Genomic DNA, 21,471 nt, shown 5'->3' with positions numbered 1-21,471 from the left:
AACTAACTTTATGAAAGAAAAGATACAGGCGTACAATAGTATTCTGGAGCTTATCGGCGACACTCCACTCATTAAATTGAACAGAATAATTAAAGGTTTACCGGGTAATTATTATGCCAAAATAGAGTCTTTTAATCCAGGGCATTCTTCCAAAGATCGAATAGCTCTTTATATAATCGAGCAAGCAGAGAAAAAAGGAATACTTAAGCCAGGCAATACTATTGTTGAAACTACGAGTGGTAATACTGGTTTTAGTTTAGCTATGGTAAGTGCGATAAAAGGATATAAATGTATTTTGGCTGTAAGCTCAAAATCATCAAAAGATAAAATAGCCATGCTCAAAAGTATGGGAGCAGAGGTTCATGTTTGTCCTGCACACGTAGCAGCAGATGATCCAAGATCCTATTATGAAGTAGCAAAACGTATTCATCAAGAAACAGAAGGTTCAGTATATATTAATCAATATTTTAATGAACTTAATGTAGATGCGCATTTTGAATCTACGGGGCCAGAAATTTGGAAGCAAACTAATGGACATATAACGCATTTGGTGGCTTGCAGTGGAACAGGTGGAACTATATCGGGAACAGCACGATATTTAAAAGCTAAAAATCCAGAAGTACGAGTGTTAGGGATTGATGCCTATGGATCAGTGCTTAAAAAGTATCATGAAACCAAAACATTGGATAAAAATGAAATTTATCCATATCGTATAGAAGGTCTGGGTAAAAATTTAATTCCAACAGCAACTGATTTTGATAGTATTGACAAATTTGAAAAAGTCGGAGATGAGGAAAGTGCAATTACTGCAAGAGAGCTAGCAAGATTAGAAGGATTGTTTCTAGGGTATACAAGTGGAGCTGCTATACAAGGTGTTAAGCAATTAGCACAACAAGGAGAGTTTGACAACTCTAGCAACGTCGTTATAATTTTACCTGATCATGGATCTAGGTATATGAGTAAAGTGTATAGTGATGAGTGGATGCAGGATCAAGGCTTTATGGATAATGAAGATATTTTGACTGCTTCGGCTATACAAGTAGTTAAGTAGTTATACTAGTTAAAAACATTAGCATCTGATAATATTTCAGGTGCTTTTTTGTGAAATATTTTTTTTTGATAAGGGATGGTAAATATTATTATGTCGTCACGTCAATTTTCAGTATTTTCGCAAACTTATAAAATCAAATTTTAGGTAGATGAGAGATTTATTTGATAAAATTTACAAGGATAAAGGTCCTTTAGGAAAATGGGCAGATAAGGCAGAAGGTTATTTTGTATTCCCTAAGCTTGAAGGCCCAATATCAAATAGAATGAAGTTTCAGGGTAGGGATGTGATCACTTGGAGTATTAATGATTATTTGGGACTAGCAAATAAAGCTGAAATAAGAGAAGTTGATGCTCAAGCTGCGGCCGATTATGGTTCTGCTTATCCTATGGGAGCCAGAATGATGAGCGGTCATACCGATTTGCATGAAAAACTTCAAGATGAATTAGCAGCTTTTGTTAAGAAAGAAGCAGCATATCTTCTTAATTTTGGTTATCAAGGAATGGTTTCTACAGTAGACGCTTTGGTTACAAAGGATGATATTATAGTTTATGATGTAGACGCACATGCATGTATTATCGATGGTGTTAGATTGCATCAAGGGCAGCGTTATACGTATCGTCATAACGATGTAGAAAGTATCGAAAAGAATTTGATGCGTGCTACCAAAATGGCCGAAAAAACTGGAGGGGGAATTTTATTGATCTCTGAAGGTGTTTTTGGTATGCGAGGAGAGCAAGGAAAACTTAGAGAAATTGTAGCATTAAAAGAAAAATACAATTTTAGACTTTTTGTTGATGATGCACATGGATTTGGTACGTTAGGTAAAACAGGTGCAGGTACAGGTGAGGAGCAAGGTGTTCAAGATCAAATAGATGTTTACTTTGCAACTTTTGCAAAATCTATGGCAAGTACAGGAGCATTTATCGCGGCAGATAAAGAAATTATTGATTTTTTAAAGTACAATTTAAGATCTCAAATGTTTGCTAAATCATTGCAAATGCAATTGGTTGTGGGGGCTCTAAAGCGTTTAGACATGCTTAGAACTATGCCAGAACTTAAAGACAAGCTTTGGGAAAATACGAACGCATTACAAAATGGATTGCGTGCCAGAGGTTTTGACTTGGGTACGACTCAAAGTTGTGTTACACCAGTGTATCTTAAAGGAAGTATTCCTGAAGCAATGGCATTAGTGAAAGATTTGAGAGAAAATCATGGGGTATTTTGTTCAATCGTTGTGTATCCAGTGATACCAAAAGGATTGATATTATTACGATTAATTCCTACAGCATCCCATACGCAACAAGATATTGATGAAACACTCGTTGCTTTCTCAGCCATTCGGGAAACCTTAGAAAATGGAACTTATAAAAGAATCTCTGCTTCAGTTGCAGAAGCTATGGGTGAATAACTCATGTATAATATATTAAAAAAAAAGCCACCGATCGGTGGCTTTTTTTTTATAATTTTTTGAGTATAGTATCAGGGGTGATAAAATTAATTTTTAAGGGCCTTACGATACGTTCTACGCATTTTGTGCTGCTCATGCTCATAATCGTTCCAAAGTGCTTGTATGGCCTTATTTTCTTCTAATTCGGGATTCGTTTCAACTACCTCAATACCATTGCGTAAGAAAACCTCATTCATTTCTTTAAAAATAAGAGCTGTTACCCCTTTATTTTGATATTCTGGATCAATACCAATCAAATAAAATGCGGCAGTATTATTTTTGCGCTGTGCTTTTAAGATATGTAAGAACCCCAAAGGATACATTTTACCGTTCATTTTTTTTAATGCTTTGGAAAATGAAGGCATAACAATTGAAAAAGCAATAAGCTTACCAGTCTTATCAGCAATACAAGTGATGTATTGTGGGTTTATATAGGGTAAATATTTCTTCTTGTACATGTCAATCTGGTACTGTTGTATAGGTACAAATGTCTGTAAACCGCTATAGGTTTTATTGAGAAGATCAAACATCTCATCAGCATAGCCTAAAATTTCTTTACTATTATTAAATTTTATCAAATTAAGCTGATAACGTTCTTTAATAATATTTGAAAATTTAACGACTTTTTCTTTGATCTTTTTAGGAACTTGTATTCTGTATTCTACCCAAGTAGCAGCGTTTTTGAAGCCGAGCTCTTCCATGTGTTTTTGGTAGTATGGGTAGTTATACCAAGTAATCATTGTATTAAGCTCTTCAAAACCTTTAATAAGAATGCCAGCTTTATCCATTATAGAAAACCCTGCAGGGCCTTCCATATATTCTAGATTGTTTTTTGCTCCATACTCAATAACTTTTTCGAGTAAGGCTTTGGTTACTTCAACATCATCAATTACATCATACCATCCAAAACGTACTTTTGATTTTTTTTGTTCTTTTACTTCAATCCAATTAATAATAGCTGCTATTCGTCCAACAACTTTGTTATTTTGATAGGCTAAAAAGAATTTAGCTTCAGAATTTTGAAATACAGGGTTTTTACTTGGATTTAATACATCGAGTTCCTCTTTTATAATCGGGGGAACGTAATAGGGTGAGTCTTTATATAATTCAAAAGGAAATTTAACAAAGGTTGCTAAATCTCCTTTTGAAGTAATTTCTTTAATGGTAATCATACATCTTCTCTAGTTCGTAGCAAATATATATTCTTTTGTTAAATATACGGACTAGTTCTTAAATCAATTTTCTAAAAATAAATTGTAAACCGAATTATTAACTTTTTGTTTCACAAATACTATCCAGACTATGAATATGATTATTTGCCATTATCATCCTTATCTTGATTTTTTGCTTTTTCTTCCTTTTCTTTCTCTTTTTGCCTTTTTTGCTCCTCTTTTAAGCGTAATTTTTCCTCTTTTTGTCTACGCTTTTCTTCTTCTTTTCTGGCTTTTTCCTCTTTCTTTCTGCGTTTTTCCTCCTGTTTTTTCATTTCATCATATGCTTTGTCAACATCGATTTCTTCCTCAGGATTAGGGGTTGTCTTGGTTTCTAATGGTTGTTCGGATTCAATTTCTTTTTCAAGATTATCAAGCTCTCTCTCAATCTGTTCTAATTCCTTATCTTCATTTAAAGGTTCTTCTATCATGTCAAGCTCTGAATCTATGTCTTCAATCATTTTCTGTCGTTCTTTTTCAGCCTTTAAGAGTGCTTTCTCAGCTTCTTTGGCTTCTTTAGCTTGACGCTTTTCAAGTTTTCTTTGCTCTTTTCTTAATTTTTTATCGTCTTTCTTTGCTTGTTTTTCGCTTTCGATTCTTTCTCGTTCTAAGCGTTCTGCTGTACGACGTTCATCAAGATCTTGTTCTATAGCTTGTCTAAAATCATCATCTTCAAAATCGTTTATTAAGGGTAATTTTCCTTGTTTCAAACTATCGGTTTCCCCTTTTTCATATTCATACGTGTCATTATCAGGATTTCCTTCCTCTGGTTCGAGTTCTTCTTCTTCCTTTTCTTTTACGCCTCCTTCGAGGCCTGGTTTTTCGATAATTTCATCTTTAGTATGCCAATCAAAGCGATAAGAGCCCCCAAAGCTAATATTTAAAATTGAAGGTGTGTCTTTAAAATTGGTAGCTATATTTGCGTCAAGTTGAAGGTTTTTATCCCATAAATAAGCTCCGCCCACTCTTAAAATATCGTCACTGTAAAAATCACTTTTTTGACCTTGGTATTCACCAAAAACAGCCCATTTATGATTAATGGTATGGGTTGAGGTGATAATCCAGCCATAAACCGGCATATCTGTGGTAACTTTGTCAAGAATTAAATTGGTAACCAATACCCAATTGCCAGTGCGACTCGTAGTCCAATTATTTTGTGTCATAAGGACAATTTTAGGGCTGATGGTAGCGTCTTCTGGAAAGGTAAAAGGATTGTTTTTTGTAACATAGTTAACACCTAAATAAGCAGAGACAGCTGGGATTAATGACTTCCATTTAAAGCGATGCTGTGCTTTCCAACTATTTAAGTTAATAGAATCCTTTTTGGGATTTTTATAAGGATCAAAAATCAAATATTTTGCACCTAATGTATTGTATTCAAAATTTGTCCTTGTAATTTTTTCTTCAGAACTGCCAATCGTTTGTCTAACACCATCGCTACGTAAGCGTCCTTCTAGTCGTATTTCTAGTTGTTCGATTAAAAGACCATAGCGTGCAGAGTAATCAAAGTTGAAAAAGTTAGTTTTCGTATTAAGTAGATTATGGTTTTCTTTTCCAAAGCCAAAGCCACCCTCTGCTTGTAAAACATTATTTCCCACAGCAAAAGCCCCTTGGGAGGTTCCTGGTCGGTTACTATTAATTCTCTCAGTATATTGCGCATGGGATATCCATGTACATATAACTATTAAAAAAAAGGGTAGAATAGATTTTGGGCTCATATTCAATTGATTTGGCTCAAATATAGTAGATTTTATCATTTTTTTAATGTAGTATAGCTGTAATTCTAAAACAAGTTCTTTATTTTTGCAAAAAGACAAAATGCAAGAAGCTTCTTTATCAGGGGTATTAAAGGTTATTCTCATAATTTTGCTAATCTATTACGGGATTAAGATTATAACGCGTTTATTTGGTCCTCTATTGCTTAAATATATCACAAAGAAAGCTGGACAGAAATTTCAACAGCAGTTTCAAAATTTTCAAAATCAAAATACTTCTCAAACGTCACCTGAGGGTGAAGTAACCATCGATAAGAAAACAAAAAGCAAATCTTCGAATAAAGATGTAGGAGAATATATCGATTATGAGGAAATTGATTAATTTGGCTCTTTATTCATAAAAAAGACCAAATGAAGCCATTTTTTTATAAAGTTTTACCACATCTTGTTATTGTATTGGGTTGTATTATTGCTTCCTTAGCTTATTTTAGTCCTGTAATCAGTGGGAAAAAAATTAGACAAAGCGATATTGTTCAATATAGCGGAATGGCTAAGCAGCAAACTGATTTTAGAAACAAAACAGGAGAAGAGCCTTATTGGATAGACAATGCTTTTGGAGGGATGGTTTCGTATCAAGTAGGAGCTCAGTACGATCACGATTACATTAAAAAACTTGATCGTTTGATTCGGTTTTTACCACGACCTGCAGATTATCTTTTTTTATATTTTATAGGTTTTTATGTTTTGTTACTGGTTCTCAAGGTTGATTATAAACTTGCTTTTTTAGGAAGTCTTGCGTTCGGTTTTTCTACGTATTTTATAATTATTTTAGGTGTTGGACATAATGCCAAAGCTCATGCAATTGGCTATATGCCTTTGGTATTAAGTGGTATTATACTCACCTTTAGAGGGCGATATTTTTGGGGAGGTGTTTTATTAGCGATCACTATGGCTTTAGAGATTGCTGCAAATCACGTTCAAATGACCTACTATTTGTTTCTTCTAGTAGTTGTATTGGGGGTTGTGTACCTCGTAGACGCTGTCAAACATAAAAAGGTATCTCAATTTTTTAAAGCTATTGGGACTATGGTTGTGGCGGTACTATTTTCAATTTTGCTTAATGCTACTCCTTTATTAGCTACCAAACAATATGCTAGTTACAGTACACGTGGGAATACGGGTGTTACTATTACACCTAATGGAAAAGAAAAAAAGAATACCGGTTTGGACTATGATTATATCACTCAATATAGTTATGGTATTGTAGAAACCTTCAATCTATTTATACCACGTTTTATGGGAGGTGCTTCGTCTGAGGATGTCGGTTCCAATTCAAACATTTATAAGGAACTACTTACAATGGGTGCTAGTCCTTCACAAGCTAGAGAGTTCTCACAAAATGTACCAACATATTGGGGAGACCAACCTATCGTAGCTGGACCTGCTTACATTGGCGCAGTGCTTATATTTTTATTTGTGTTGTCGTTATACTTGGTAAAAGGAAGGTTAAAATGGTGGCTACTTGGAGGTTCTATATTGGCGTTGCTTCTATCATGGGGAAAAAACTTGGGTTTCGTAACTAATTTCTTTATAGATTATGTACCCATGTATGATAAGTTTAGAGCAGTTTCGTCCATACAAGTTCTTATAGAGCTTTGTATACCAATTTTGGCAATTTTGGGATTACAACAATTGTTTAGTAGGGTACGTACTAATGATGAAAAAATGAAGGCTCTTAAAATGACTACAATTATTTTGGGTAGTATAGCGTTTGTCTTTTTGCTCTTTAATTCATTATTATTCTCCTTTAAAGGGGCACAGGATTCAATTTGGATCGAACAATATGGGCCAGATTTTGTGAGAGCTCTACGTGAGGATCGAAAATCTATTTTTACAACAGATGTAATTCGAACACTTGTCTTTATTTTAGCAACAGCTGTTGTTTGCTGGTTGTTTCTAAAAGACAAATTGAAGCAAAGTTTTACAATTTTAATTCTTGGGGTGTTGATTTTGACCGATCTTATATCTGTGGATAGGAAATATGTGAATAATGATAATTTTGTATCGGCAAGAACTTTAAGTAAACCTTTTACACCTACTGCGGCAGATCAAGAAATACTGAAGGATACCTCACATTATCGTGTCTATGATGTTACTGGTGATCCTTTTAACGGTGCACGCACATCGTATTTTCACAATGCACTTGGAGGGTATCATGCTGCAAAACCAGGTAGAGTTCAAGATATTTATGATTTTTATTTAGCTAAAGGGGATATGAATATCCTCAATATGTTTAATGTAAAGTACTTTATTATTCCACATGAAAAACAGGGCGCTGTGGTACAAGAAAATCAAGCCGCTAATGGTAATGCTTGGTTTGTCGAAGAGATCATTAGTGTAGCTACTGCAGATGAGGAGCTACTAGCTTTACAAGATGTAAACACCAAAACTACTGCGGTTATCAATCAAAATTTTAACGATAAGGTATTGAATAAAAATTTTAGTTTGGATAGTACTGCCCAAATTACTTTAGTAAGCCATAAACCTAATAAGCTTGTATATACTTCACAAAATAGTACGGATGGGTTTTCGGTATTTTCAGAAAATTATTATCCAGGATGGCAAGCGTATATTGATCAAAAACCCGTGGATCATGTACAAACAAATTTTTTGTTGCGGGGACTTCTAATTCCTAAAGGAAAACATACCATCACTTTTAAATTTGAACCAAAGATCATCCAGACTGGAAATACAATTACCAGCATATCCGCATTATTATTTTTGATTTTACTTGGTATTGGTGCTTATCTCGAATTTAAGAAGAGAAATAAGCATACCATATTGAACTCTGAAGCATAAGCTGATGCTCAGAGTTTTAATCATAACATATTATTGGCCACCCGCAGGCGGACCTGGGGTACAACGTTGGTTAAAATTTGTTAAATATTTACGTGATTTTGATATTGAACCTGTCGTTTACTGTCCAGAGAATCCTCAATATCCTTTAACAGATATTACGTTAAGCAAAGATATTTCAGGAGATTTTAAAATCATAAAGCATCCGATTTTTGAACCGTATCGTTTTGCAGAACTCTTCTCAAAATCTGATACAAAAACTATAAGCAAAGGGATAATTAATGATAAAAAAAAGCAGTCATTAATTCAGCAACTTTTGTTATATATTCGAGGTAATTTTTTTATTCCTGATGCACGAAAATTTTGGGTAAAGCCTTCGGTAAAGTTTTTAGAAAATTATTTAGAATCTAATAGTGTCGATATTATAATTACTACAGGTCCACCGCATAGTATACATTTAATAGGGAAAGCACTTACTAAAAAAATAAAACTACCTTGGTTGGCTGATTTTAGAGATCCATGGACTACTATTGGCTATCATAAAAAATTAAATTTATCTAAAAAAGCTAAGGCAAAGCATAAGAAACTAGAGTCAGAAGTTTTAAACGCTGCAAACCAATTATTAGTCACAAGTCATACTACCGCAAAAGAGTTTTCACGTTTAACAAATCGTCCTATAACTGTTATTACCAATGGATATGATACGTTCAATAGTTCGCATATTGCACTGGATCAAAATTTTACGGTGTCTCATATAGGGTCATTATTGTCAGAGCGTAATCCTGTAAATCTTTGGCAAGCCTTATATGACTTAACACTCGAAAATGAAAATTTTGCAAAACATTTCAAACTTCAGTTAATAGGAGCTACAAGCCCAAATGTTTTGGAAACAATAAATAGAATTGGATTATCTAGCTTTGTAGAAGATAAGGGGTATGTATCTCACGAGAAAGCACTTTATTTACAAAGAGCTTCTCAAGTACTGCTTTTAATTGAAATTGACAGTAAACAAACCAAATGTATTATACCAGGTAAACTGTTTGAGTATATGGTTTCTAAAAGACCAATAGTGGCATTAGGTCCAAAGAATGCTGATATTAAAGACATAATACAAGAAACTCACACAGGGCACTTTTTTCAATACAACGAATATGAAGCCATCAAAAACCGTTTTAAACACTATTTTGAAGCCTATCAATCAGGAGCGTTAAAAACTGATCCGGTGGGACTTGAAAAATTTAGTAGAAGAGAACTAACTCATAAGTTAGCAGATCTTTTAAAACAAATGATATAACATATATTACATCTTTAACAATAGTATTGGTAAAATGGGAATTGTAGTTAAACAATCTATACGTAATGGGTTTACAACAGTAGCTGGCTTTGGTATTGGAGCTATAAATACGTTGTTTTTGTTTACTCATTTGTTAGACAAAGAATATTATGCACTCATTACCTATCTCATAGCTGTAGCTAATTTACTTTGGCCACTTATAGCCTTCGGAATACATAATACTTTAATCAAATTTTTTAGTTCTTACAAAACCTCTTTAGAAGAACATCGCTTTTTAAGTATGATGTTACTTATCCCTGGAATGATAGCTATCATCTTATTCATAAGTTATATTTTGTTTAAAGAACCAATATTATCGTACTTTACAAACGATAATGCAATTGTCAAACCTTATGTAAGTTCCATACTTATACTAGGGGTATCGATGGCATATTTTGAAATCTTTTTTGCTTGGTCTAAAGTGAAGTTAAAGAGTGTTTTTGGTAATATACTCAAAGAAATTTTTATTCGTATTTGTACAGCCTTTCTTTTATTGCTTGTTTACTTTAAGCTACTAAGCATTTCTCAATTTATTACTACTCTTATCGGACTCTACGTTTTAAGGACCTCTATTATGATGGTATATGCAATTATTTTGCATCCCATTAATTTTAAAATTACAATGCCAGCTAATTATGTAGATGTACTGAAGTATTCTGTTTTAATTTTGGTAGCGGGTTCTGTAGCAAGCTTGCTAATAGATTTGGATAAAGTTATGATCGAAAGGTTGTGGTTCTTTGAAAGTGTGGCAGAATATAGCTTAGCAGCTTATATAGCTAGCGTTATTATTATACCAAGCAGGGCAATGCATCAAATTACCTATCCCTTAACAGCAAAATTATTAAATGAAAAAAACAAAGAAGCACTTAAAAAACTATATATACAAAGCTCTATAAATTTGATAACTATAAGTGGTTTATTGTTTATACTTATTATATGCAACGTTGAAGAATTGTATCATATTATTTCTGAGAATTATCAATTATATATATGGGTTACTCTATGGATTTCATTTTCCAAACTATACGATAATTTACTAGGCAACAACAACGCAATATTATATAATTCGCCGTACTACAGAATTGTCTTAAAAACTGGAGTTATTATGGCACTTCTTGCAGCTGTTTTAAATTATATCTGCATACCAATTTACGGAATTAGTGGTGCTGCTTTTGCTACTTTTACAGCTATTAGTATTTATAATAGTATAAAACTATGGTTAGTTTATAAAAAATATGATATGCACCCCTTTGATAAAAACTCAGGACAAGCAGTGCTGATAATTGCAGTATTGACCTGTTTGTTTTATTTCTGGAACTTTAATTTCACTCCTATTCTTAATATTGTAGTGAAGAGTTCGCTTATTACTATAAGCTATCTAGTGTTAATTTATCATCTTAAGATATCTGAAGATATAAATTTGCTACTAAAGAAAATCCCCCGAGGTGCCTAAGCATACAACTCTGGGGGATTCTCCAACTAACCAACCAAAAAATTAGATTTCTTTATAGTATTAACTTCTACTTCGCGATGTACTAGAGGTTCGAGTTCTAGAAGCTGCTCTTGTAGGTGTTGATCTTTTTGCTATTTTTGATACTTTTGCTCTACCATTATTCGTAGTAGATCTTGCTACATTTGTTGTATTCTTACTCGTTTTAGGCGAGACACGGTTTCCTGTATTAGAAGGACGACGTGAAGATCTATTTGTTACAGTAGTATTTCTATTTTGAGTAGAATTCGTTGTTATTTGTCTATTAGTTCCCTCATATCTTCTGGGAGCTACTCTTGATGTTCTTTTTGAAACTACCGCCTTTTTAGTAGTTCTAGTATTAGGACTAATAATTTTTTTAGTACCCGATCTCTGCTTAGTATAGGTGTTAGATGTACTTCTACTACGTGAGTTCTCTAAATATAACTTATCGTTTCTTTTTTGAGTTTGAATTCTTCTGCTTCTATCTTGATAAGCAATTTGACGAGACGTTTTAAGGTAAGCCCCTCGATTATAAGTGCTAACACGTTGAGAAGGTCTATAATAAGATTTTGTACGATAAGGACTCTGTACATACCCTCTTTGATATGATTTTCGATACACATTATAAGAGTATCTATATGGAGTATAATATCTTCGGTATGGACGCTCGTATACGATACATCTCGATACTACAGGAATTGTAAAATAAGCATGATGAGGACGATAAACGTAGTGTCGATTATAATTATTTATGTATCCTGATACATTTACATAGTTTCCATAAGCATTATAATTCACATACAATCCACCTAGTCGAGCAATTCGCCCATAACGATTATAGGTAATATAAACATCACCAGCTTGCGTTATTCGTCCGTAGTAATCATAAAATACAGGAACATTTTCTATTTGAACAACCGCTCCATAATCATCGTATTGAACATACGGATCATAATTATAACCAGCATTAAAACTAATACTTACTCCCGGTCTACTTACAGCAACACTAACATTACTTCTGCGATGAGCATTAGGTAAATAGAAATCAAATTGACCATCGGGATATATCGAAAACTCCACACCACCCTCAGTAAAAATAAAAGAATTATTATTTCGAGTCAAGTAGCTTGATGCTGTATACTCTGTATTTGCTTGAATGTTTGATGACACGAATAAGAAACCTGCCAAAAGTAAAATAAAATTTCTCATATTTCTATAATTTAGATAGAACTGCTCAGTTCTAAGTTCGTAGATATAGTAATCAATCAACGTGCCAAAAACATAAAAACATGATTTTCAGTTAGTTATTTATTTGTGTTTTAGTTTTATCGTTTTTTTTTAAACAATACACTTGTTCTTAAAGGTGACTTAAACATTTTTTGATAAAATTTTGAACAGCTTATTTTATAAAGTGAACATAAAGTTTAGTTGGGTGAATTTCAATTTTTGTTATTACAGTATTTCTAGGGTTTTAATAATTTATAAGAAGAGAGAAAAGCATTGTAATATACGTGAGATTTTAAAAGGGTATACACATTAATTAGCGGTTTTGAAAAGTATTACAAAAACAACACATGTAATGTTTCGTTAAAAATTAAGTCACTTGCTATTTATTAACGATAGAACCTAGTGGGGTGTATCAGAGTGCATAATCACTTTTACATACACCTATTTTAATATGTAGAACAACAGGAATGTTACAGTAATAGGGTAGGAGTTTGTAACCTTGACAAATCTAAAATTTGTAAGTAACAAATAATCTCAGTTAAATAATTTTGTTGATCCTATAGATGCTTGTTTTACTAAGATTAGTTTTTTAAATATCATTTCTTGAAACTGTAAGTTTAAAATAAAAAAGCAAGAAGTTTTAAAAAGGGGATGTTTACAATTTTTTTAAAAAAATATGCGATTCGATTCATTACCAATTTTTCAAAGTTGAGGTTTCTATTTTAAGAATGAACTAAACCCAACAAAATAAATGCTATGTTGTTTTATAGGTTCTTTTACTACATAATTTTTAGAAGTTAATACTGATTTGCAACCGAGCGAATCATAAAAAATATTACGTACAATGTTCTATGCGTAGATGGATACTATTATTAGCAAAGGAACTTTGATGTAAACATCCCGTATCCTTACAGCTTTTCTTTTAAAAATTGTCCAGTATAGGATTCCTTAACTTTAATTATCTCTTCGGGAGTACCTTTTGCAACTATTGTTCCGCCATATTTTCCACCATCAGGACCTAAATCTATAATGTAATCGGCACATTTTATTAAATCTAAATTATGTTCAATAACTAGCACAGAGTGCCCTTTTTCTATAAGTTCATTAAACGATTTTAGAAGTTTTTTTATGTCATGAAAATGTAATCCAGTAGTAGGTTCGTCAAAGATAAATAAAGCCTTATCTTTTGTGATACCTTTTACTAAGAAGGATGCTAACTTAATTCGTTGTGCTTCGCCACCAGATAGCGTAGAAGAGCTTTGTCCCAATTGCACGTACCCTAAGCCTACATCTTGCAACGGCTGTAACTTTTTAGTAATTTTAGGTTGATTATGAGCGGTAAAAAATTCTATAGCATCATCAATAGTCATACATAAAATATCGTCGATATTTTTGTCATGAAAAGTCACTTCGAGAACTTCTTTTTTAAATCGTTTACCATTACAAGTTTCACAAGTAAGATGAACATCAGCCATAAACTGCATCTCTATGGTAACTTCTCCTTCTCCTTTGCACGTTTCGCATCTGCCTCCATCCACGTTGAACGAAAAATGTTTTGGCTTATAATTACGTATAGTTGCTAGCTTTTGGTTAGAAAATAAAGCTCTTATATCATCATAAGCCTTAATATAAGTGACAGGGTTGGATCTTGAGGAGCGACCAATTGGATTTTGATCTACAAATTCTACATGTTTTATATTACTAAATTTCCCTTTTAGAGCAGTAAACTGGCCCGCTTTCTCACCATAGCCGCCTAGTTTTTTTAGTAGTGCTGGGTATACTATTTTTTTGATGAGAGTACTTTTTCCGCTACCCGAAACTCCTGTGACAGCTGTAAATACTCCCAGTGGTATAGTTACGTCAATATTACTGAGATTATTTTCTCGAGCTCCAAGTATTTCTAGATAATAGGAAGAGGTTCTACGCTTTGCTGGAACCTCAATGCTAAAATCACCGTTTAAATATTTGGCAGTTAACGATTCAGCACTTAAAATTTCATTGTACGTACCTGCGGCCACCAATTGACCACCATGTGTACCAGCTTCGGGACCGATATCTATAATTTCGTCGGCAGCCTTCATAATATCCTCATCATGCTCTACGACAATCACTGTATTACCAAGATTTCTCAAGGATAAAAGTACTTGTATGAGTTTTTCGGTGTCTTTTGGATGTAGGCCGATACTGGGTTCGTCCAAAATATACATAGAACCTACAAGACTACTTCCCAAAGAAGTAGCTAAGTTAATACGTTGTGATTCTCCTCCTGATAAGCTATTAGATTTTCTATTAAGTGTTAGATAATCAAGTCCTACTTTACTTAAAAAACTAAGTCTGCTATTTATTTCTTTAAGCAAGCGTTTAGCGATTTGGCTATCAGAAATACTAAGTTTTAAATTCTTAAAGAATACTATTAATTCATCCAATGGTTTATCTACTAAATCAGTAATTGTTGTATTCGCAATTTTGACATAGTTGGTCTCGGTACGTAAACGTTTTCCTTGGCACATCGAACAACGTGTTTTACCGCGGTAGCGTGATAACATTACACGATTCTGAATTTTATAGGCTTTGGCCTCAAGCTCTTTGAAAAAACTATCAATTCCTTCAAAGTAACTATTACCTTTCCATAGTAACTCTTTTTGACTCTCGGAAAGTTCATAGTATGGCTTATGTATAGGAAAATCAAATTTATAAGCAGAATTGATTAATTGATCTTTGTACCAGCTCATACTTTCACCCCGCCAAGGAAATACAGCTTCTTCATAAATACTTAAACCTGTATTAGGAATTACTAAATCCTCATCAATACCTATTACATCACCATAACCCTCACACTGGGGGCAAGCACCATATGGATTGTTGAAACTAAAAAGATGCACGTTTGGTTCTAGAAACGTAATTCCATCTAGTTCAAATTTGTTGCTGAATTGACGTAAAGTATTATCGCTTAACGTCTCAATATAACAGCTCCCTTTTCCTTGAAAAAAAGCAGCATCCACAGCATCAGCCAATCGATTATAAAAATCCTCGTCATCTCTTTTAATAATACGATCCACAACTAAAAATAACGTATCGTCGCTTGTAAATTGAGCCTCCTCAATACGTACAACTTGATCATTAACTTTTATACGAGCATAGCCTTGTTGTTGCAGAACTTTCAATTTTTCTTCGGTTGTTCTTCCTTCCTCGACAAATATGGTTGCTAGCAATAGCATCTTTTCACCATCATCAAATTGCTTCACATAATTTATAAGGTCTGTTACAGTATCCTTTTTTACTTCATTACCAGAGATAGGAGAGTAGGTTTTGCCAATACGAGCATACAAAAGTTTTAGATAATCATAAATTTCTGTAGTAGTTCCAACTGTAGATCTTGGATTAGTAGAATTTACTTTTTGTTCAATAGCGATTGCGGGCGCAATACCCTTTATATAATCTACTTTAGGCTTATTCAAACGTCCTAAAAATTGTCTTGCATAGGATGATAAACTCTCTACATATCGGCGCTGACCCTCTGCATATAAAGTATCAAAGGCAAGACTAGATTTACCAGAACCCGATAAACCAGTGATTACGACTAATTTATTACGAGGAATCGCAACATCTAGATTTTTAAGGTTGTGAAGCTTAGCTCCTTTAATTAAAATATTTTTTTTTGGATCTAAAGTGGTGATGTCTTGAGTCATAGTAAAAACGCAGTATAGCGGCAAAGATAAGCAATCCCAAATTAGATTAATAATCCGCTTTGGGGATATATACAGTTAAAAAAATTAACAAAAATGATTTGTTATTCACTTAGAGTTATTATATTAGCCCCATCAAATCAACCCAAAACTAAATAAATAGCCTATAGAATATCATTACTTTTTAAGTTTAACATAGCCCGAGCCCCAAGCTTGTTGGTACTAAAATTAAGTATGGTATGAAAGATTACACGCTATCTGACGCGCTTTTAGTAAGCCGTTATATCCAAGGTGATGAAGCTGCTTTAGCTTCTCTCATAGAACGACACAAACAACGTATTTACAGTTTTATATTTTCAAAAGTATTTGATAAAGATGTTTCTGAGGATATTTTTCAAGATACTTTTATTAAGGTTATTAAGACCTTAAAAAAGGGGAAATACAATGAAGAAGGTAAGTTTTTGCCATGGGTAATGCGTATTGCTCACAATCTTGTAATTGATCATTTTAGAAAAGGTAATCGTATGCCAAAGTTTGAGGATAACGGAGAGTTCAGTATCTTTTCAGTAATCAGTGATACGGGTCTTAATGCCGAGAAGCAACTGATTAAAGATCAAATAGAAGAGGAACTACGAACGATCATACAAGAACTGCCAGAAGACCAGCGAGAGGTTCTTGTGATGAGAATGTATAAAGATATGAGTTTTAAAGAAATTTCTGATAAAACAGGAGTAAGTATCAATACCGCATTAGGAAGAATGCGATATGCTTTAATTAATTTGAGAAAAGTGATTGATAAAAATAATATCGTCTTAACAAATTAACATTTGTATGAGACAATAAAAATTGTTTTACTGCCGTTATCTTCTTATAATAACTATTTTTTAAGACGATACTATGGCAAAATTTTACTTTAAAAACACTCGTATAAAAGAGGATATATGTTTGCAACCACAAAAGCAGACCGTTGATTTCTTACTTAATTTTTCGAAGTCGTTAAATATAATCGACGTAGGAGATTTTCAATTCGAAACCTCATTAAATTAATAAAAAAGACCTGTTTTACACAGGTCTTTTTTTGTAATAGTCATTCAATACAGTTTTTCTGCCTATAGTGCGGGTAATGATATCTTTTGATAGATCCCATCCTCTAGCAGGAGAATACTGTCTACCATACCATATAATTTGTAGGTGTAGGTCATTCCAACACGCTTCTGGAAAAAGGCGTTTAGCATCTTTTTCTGTTTGTGTTACATTTTTTCCGTTTGTAAACCCCCAACGATACATAAGTCGATGAATATGGGTGTCAACAGGAAACGCCGGTACACCAAAAGCTTGGGACATCACAACACTCGCAGTTTTATGTCCTACAGCAGGTAGAGATTCTAAAGCTTCAAAACTTTGTGGTACCTCACCATTGTATTTGTCAATTAAGATATGCGATAAACCGTGAATTCCCTTAGCTTTCATAGGGCTTAATCCAACGGGTTTTATGATAGCTCTTATTTCGTCAATCGAGAGCTTGATCATAGCATATGGATTATCTGCGCGTTCAAATAACAAGGGTGTAATTTGATTCACTCGAACATCGGTGCTTTGTGCACTCATAAGCACGGCTATTAATAAGGTATAAGGATCTTTATGGTCCAAAGGTATTGGTATTGTAGGATATAAGTCTTTTAGAGTTTTTATAACATAGTTAACCTTTTCCTGTTTTGTCATTTTATGTACTTTTAGGCTAAATTTAAACAAAATAAGAAATTTGACATATTAAATTTCGTAATCTATTTATATTATGACATTACTTAAAGAAGGGGATAAGGCTCCAGACTTTTCAGCTTTGGATCAAGATGGTAATACAGTAAGCCTTCAAGATTTTAAAAATAAAAAACTAGTTGTCTTCTTTTATCCAAAAGCGAGCACACCAGGATGTACTGCAGAGGCATGCAATCTCAAAGATAATTATCATACCTTCCAGTCACAGGGCTATGAAATTTTAGGAGTTAGTGCAGATAGTGCTAAGCGTCAACAAAATTTTAAAAATAAATACGAACTACCATACCCGTTACTAGCAGATGAAGATAAAGAGGTAATCAATGCTTTTGGTGTATGGGGTCCTAAAAAATTTATGGGTAAAGAGTATGACGGGATACATCGCACTACTTTTGTTATCGATGAAGAGGGTGTTATAGAAGAAGTTATTTCAAAAGTAAAAACTAAAGATCACGCAGCACAAATCTTAAAATAGTGAATTGTTAAAGTAGCGTTGGATGTTTTTAATATAGTTGCATGCCTACGAAAAATTAATAATAATAGTTCTTTTGCGAATCGAACAAAGCTATAAGCATTAACATAAAAGTACTACATTAAAGTGTGGTTTAATAAGTGAAACTACCAGATGTGTAGTAAAAATACACATCTGGTAGTTTCTATTATTTTAAGGTTTTAGTAGTCTTGAGATTATATCCAAAAAGATTGTTTTCTTTAATAATATCAGCTATTCCCTCAGGCAGCATAGTTTCCCAGCCAGCTTCTCCATCATGAATCATTTGCAGTACTTCTCTTGAAAAGACATCCATAATATCAGGATCATAGTCCGTAATATCTTGCAACTTACCATTGTATTTAAAGAATTTATACAATTCTTTCATTCTAGGATGTACTTTGAGATTGTCACTATTAGTAATTTCTCCCGTTTTATGATCTTTTAAGGGATAGAGATAAACTTTTAGATCTTTAAAAAATAATTTTCCAAAAGCTTCTAAAATACCACCGCTAAGGTGACGATAGTACTTTTCATCAAAAATATCTACCAAATTATTAACACCCATTGCAAGTGCCATGCGTTCCTTGGTGTAGTTAGAAAAATATTCGACTACTTTATAATATTCTTGAAAGTTAGAAATCATGACTGTCTGACCTAGGGAGCAAAGTAACCTTGCTCGATCCATAAAATCTTTTTCATCAATTTCACCCTCGGCTCTTAAATTGGAGAGCGTAATTTCAAAAATCACTTCAGTTTTTTTCTTATCTACTTTATTTTCATCTAGAAATCTATTCAGAGATTTCTTATAGATATCCATATTTACTTTGGTAACAGGTCTAAAACTACCTCGTAACGCCAAAATATTCTTTTTATATAGTATCCTCGCAGGTAAAATATTATTACCATCTGGTCCAAAAATAACTGCTTCAGTCATACCATTTTTCACTAACTGAAGACTCATGAGGCGGTTGTCAACTTTTTTGAATCTAGGTCCCGAAAAGTTAATTGTATCAATTTCAATTTGATCTTTATCCAAATGATCGTAGAGATATCTAAGAAGTTTTTTTGGATTATCGTATTTATAATAGGCACCATAAATTAGATTTACTCCCAAAATCCCCAAAGTCATTTGTTGTAAACGGGCATCATTTTCATGAAATCGTATGTGTAGCGAAATTTCGTTATACTCTTCATTAGGAACAGTTTGATATCGTATACCAATCCAGCCATGGCCTTTATATTTTTTCGCAAAATCGATTGTGGCAACAGTATTGGCGTAACTAAAAAAGAGTTTGTTCGGGTGTTTTTCTCGCGAAATCCGCTCCTCCATTAAATTAACCTCATGCGATAACATTTTTTTTAACCGTGCTTCGGTTACATAACGTTTGTCACTTTCGATACCATAAATAGCATCGCTAAAATCCTTGTCATAGGCGCTCATTGCTTTGGCAATAGTACCAGAAGCACCTCCTGCTCTAAAAAAATTACGTACCGTTTCTTGACCAGCTCCAATCTCGGAAAAAGTTCCGTAAATATTTTGATTGAGATTGATGCGTAAGGCTTTACTCTTAATTGAAGGAACTGATTCGAATTCCTTATCTCCCATTATAGTTATAGGCATAGCGCTAGGGGCTTTTTTTGTTCAATGTAAAATTAATAATACCTAGGTATTATAAAAAATATGAATTACAAATTTCTGAATTTTATATCGGCTTTAAATAACATTTAACATAAATGAATTCGTTTTTGGCAAAAAAAATATGGCTACATTTGTCCTAAGATCTTTTTTATGGAAGTAACTTTTTTAGGTACAGGAACATCACAAGGCATACCAATTATTGGTAGTACTCATCCTGTGTGCCTAAGCAAAGACCCTAAAGATAAAAGATTACGTGTATCTGTAATGGTTCGTTGGGATGACTATACCTATATAATTGACTGTGGTCCAGATTTTAGACAACAAATGCTTTCAAATAATGTTTCCGAAATCGATGGTGTATTGTTTACTCATGAGCATGCTGATCATACGATGGGGTTAGACGATATTAGACCTTTTTTCTTTAGACAAGGAGATATTCCAATCTATGCCCATAAAAGAGTTTTGAAGGCTTTAAAATTAAGATTCGACTATATTTTTACATCTGAAAATAAATATCCAGGAGCGCCTAGTGTTATTGAAAACGAAATAACTAGCCAACCGTTTACATTAGGCAACCTGGATATTACTCCCATCAATGCTATGCATAATCGATTGCAAGTTTTTGGCTATCGATTTGATAAATTTGCGTATTTAACAGATGTAAAAACTATCGCAACTACAGAAATGGAAAAATTAAAAGGTATTGATGTGTTGGTGATCAATGCCTTGCGTATAGAGCCTCACCATTCACATTTTAATTTGGAAGAAGCTTTAGAGTTTATAGCTCAAATAAAACCAGATACAGCCTATTTAACACATATAAGCCATATGCTTGGGTTTCATAAAGATGTTCAAGCATCCTTGCCAAAAGGTGTATTTTTAGCATATGATAATTTAAAAATTACTGTATAAAATGAGAAGTAAAATATTTTTGTATTTGTTTATTTTTTCACTTTTGTTTATTTTATATCAATTCATGAACGGTAAAAAAGCTCAGGAATCGTATGATGCCAAAATTGAAAATATGAACACCAAAATTGCGTATAAAGACGTTCAAATTGATTCTTTGATTAGTTCTGCAATGGATATGACATATTTTTCTTTACATACTAATGAAGAAGCAATGAGCTATTTTGAAGAGCAAGGATATAATGCAATTCAACTAGCCAATACTATAAGTGACCAAATTATTAGTCAAAATAAAGCTGGTATGGATAACCCAATAATTCCTTATGCAGGAATGGAGGGTAATATGAGTATTAATAAAGTAAGGCTTCTTAATCATAAATGGATAATCGCTGATTTTACTGATGGTACTTATTGGGGGGAGCTCTTTATTTCTTACCAGGTTAACGAGGATGACACCGTTGATTTTGAGGTTGAAAAATCTTTTCTATATCCTAGAAACTAATTCTATTTTAATTTTCTCATAAATTTTAGTTTATAAGACTAGGTATGTTCTATTTTAACAGAATACTATGTTCTCATTGAATGATTATTGAAATTTTGTTTCTATAAAGTACAGATCGTTAGTATATCTCTAACAAACACTAATACTTCCTGTAATTA

The 21,471-nt window shown here is 33.2% G+C and carries 16 protein-coding genes; 10 read left to right on the top strand and 6 right to left on the bottom strand.

The window, feature by feature from the left end:
• Positions 1-10: 10 nt before the first annotated feature.
• Both ACE939_RS07300 and ACE939_RS07295 read left to right on the top strand, forming a co-directional pair.
• Positions 11-1,051: a PLP-dependent cysteine synthase family protein gene (locus tag ACE939_RS07300; protein WP_378188255.1), complete on the top strand. Its 1,041-nt coding sequence runs from the start codon at positions 11-13 to the stop codon at positions 1,049-1,051.
• A gap of 148 nt (positions 1,052-1,199) precedes the next feature.
• Positions 1,200-2,459: an aminotransferase class I/II-fold pyridoxal phosphate-dependent enzyme gene (locus ACE939_RS07295; protein ID WP_378188254.1), complete on the top strand. Its 1,260-nt coding sequence runs from the start codon at positions 1,200-1,202 to the stop codon at positions 2,457-2,459.
• 86 nt (positions 2,460-2,545) lie between these two features.
• On the opposite strand, the gene ACE939_RS07290 is transcribed toward ACE939_RS07295, so the two are convergent.
• Together ACE939_RS07290 and ACE939_RS07285 are read right to left on the bottom strand one after the other, a co-directional pair.
• Positions 2,546-3,670, bottom strand: a complete 1,125-nt coding sequence (locus ACE939_RS07290) for a GTP cyclohydrolase (protein WP_378188253.1) — start codon at positions 3,668-3,670, stop codon at positions 2,546-2,548.
• A 140-nt stretch (positions 3,671-3,810) separates the two neighbouring features.
• A complete protein-coding gene (locus ACE939_RS07285) occupies positions 3,811-5,427 on the bottom strand; it encodes a transporter (protein WP_378188252.1) in 1,617 nt (538 codons plus the stop codon).
• Positions 5,428-5,512: 85 nt separating this feature from the next.
• Here ACE939_RS07285 and ACE939_RS07280 point away from each other — a divergent pair, with 85 nt between their 5' ends.
• The 4 genes from ACE939_RS07280 to ACE939_RS07265 are packed head-to-tail and all read left to right on the top strand — an operon-like array spanning position 5,513 to position 11,066.
• Entirely contained in the window at positions 5,513-5,806 is a 294-nt protein-coding gene (locus tag ACE939_RS07280; RefSeq protein ID WP_378188251.1) for a DUF4834 family protein, read from the top strand.
• A 29-nt stretch (positions 5,807-5,835) separates the two neighbouring features.
• Positions 5,836-8,283 carry a YfhO family protein gene (locus ACE939_RS07275; protein ID WP_378188250.1) on the top strand — a complete coding sequence of 816 codons (2,448 nt, stop codon included), beginning with the start codon at positions 5,836-5,838 and terminating at the stop codon, positions 8,281-8,283.
• A gap of 4 nt (positions 8,284-8,287) precedes the next feature.
• Positions 8,288-9,574 (top strand): glycosyl transferase family 1, encoded by a 1,287-nt coding sequence (locus ACE939_RS07270; protein ID WP_378188249.1) that lies wholly within the window; start codon positions 8,288-8,290, stop codon positions 9,572-9,574.
• A gap of 34 nt (positions 9,575-9,608) precedes the next feature.
• On the top strand, positions 9,609-11,066 hold the full coding sequence (locus ACE939_RS07265) for a lipopolysaccharide biosynthesis protein (RefSeq protein ID WP_378188248.1): 1,458 nt from the start codon (positions 9,609-9,611) through the stop codon (positions 11,064-11,066).
• 60 nt (positions 11,067-11,126) lie between these two features.
• Here the strand turns inward: ACE939_RS07265 and ACE939_RS07260 are convergent, their stop codons facing one another.
• The gene (locus tag ACE939_RS07260; protein WP_378188247.1) at positions 11,127-12,293 is read right to left on the bottom strand and encodes a hypothetical protein; all 1,167 of its coding nucleotides are present in this window, start codon (positions 12,291-12,293) and stop codon (positions 11,127-11,129) included.
• Between the two features lie 926 nt (positions 12,294-13,219).
• Entirely contained in the window at positions 13,220-16,000 is a 2,781-nt protein-coding gene (uvrA, locus tag ACE939_RS07255) for an excinuclease ABC subunit UvrA (protein ID WP_378188246.1), read from the bottom strand.
• Positions 16,001-16,236: 236 nt separating this feature from the next.
• Between uvrA and ACE939_RS07250 the strand changes: the two genes are divergently transcribed.
• Complete coding sequence (locus ACE939_RS07250; RefSeq protein ID WP_378188244.1) at positions 16,237-16,821, top strand: RNA polymerase sigma factor; 585 nt, start codon at positions 16,237-16,239, stop codon at positions 16,819-16,821.
• Positions 16,822-17,059: 238 nt separating this feature from the next.
• Here ACE939_RS07250 and nth read toward each other — a convergent pair whose 3' ends face one another.
• Positions 17,060-17,719: an endonuclease III domain-containing protein gene (nth, locus tag ACE939_RS07245; protein WP_378188243.1), complete on the bottom strand. Its 660-nt coding sequence runs from the start codon at positions 17,717-17,719 to the stop codon at positions 17,060-17,062.
• 73 nt (positions 17,720-17,792) lie between these two features.
• Here nth and bcp point away from each other — a divergent pair, with 73 nt between their 5' ends.
• Complete coding sequence (gene bcp / locus ACE939_RS07240) at positions 17,793-18,245, top strand: thioredoxin-dependent thiol peroxidase (RefSeq protein WP_378188241.1); 453 nt, start codon at positions 17,793-17,795, stop codon at positions 18,243-18,245.
• A 184-nt stretch (positions 18,246-18,429) separates the two neighbouring features.
• On the opposite strand, the gene ACE939_RS07235 is transcribed toward bcp, so the two are convergent.
• Entirely contained in the window at positions 18,430-19,884 is a 1,455-nt protein-coding gene (locus tag ACE939_RS07235) for a TonB-dependent receptor (RefSeq protein ID WP_378188240.1), read from the bottom strand.
• A 168-nt stretch (positions 19,885-20,052) separates the two neighbouring features.
• Between ACE939_RS07235 and ACE939_RS07230 the strand changes: the two genes are divergently transcribed.
• Both ACE939_RS07230 and ACE939_RS07225 read left to right on the top strand, forming a co-directional pair.
• Positions 20,053-20,814 (top strand): MBL fold metallo-hydrolase, encoded by a 762-nt coding sequence (locus ACE939_RS07230; RefSeq protein WP_378188239.1) that lies wholly within the window; start codon positions 20,053-20,055, stop codon positions 20,812-20,814.
• 64 nt (positions 20,815-20,878) lie between these two features.
• A complete protein-coding gene (locus tag ACE939_RS07225; RefSeq protein WP_378188237.1) occupies positions 20,879-21,313 on the top strand; it encodes a hypothetical protein in 435 nt (144 codons plus the stop codon).
• Positions 21,314-21,471: the final 158 nt, after the last annotated feature.

The sequence above is a fragment of the Aquimarina rhodophyticola genome, assembly GCF_042434915.1.
GTDB lineage: Bacteria > Bacteroidota > Bacteroidia > Flavobacteriales > Flavobacteriaceae > Aquimarina.
Note: the sequence above shows the minus strand (reverse complement) of the source record. Positions and strands in the feature narration are given on the sequence as shown.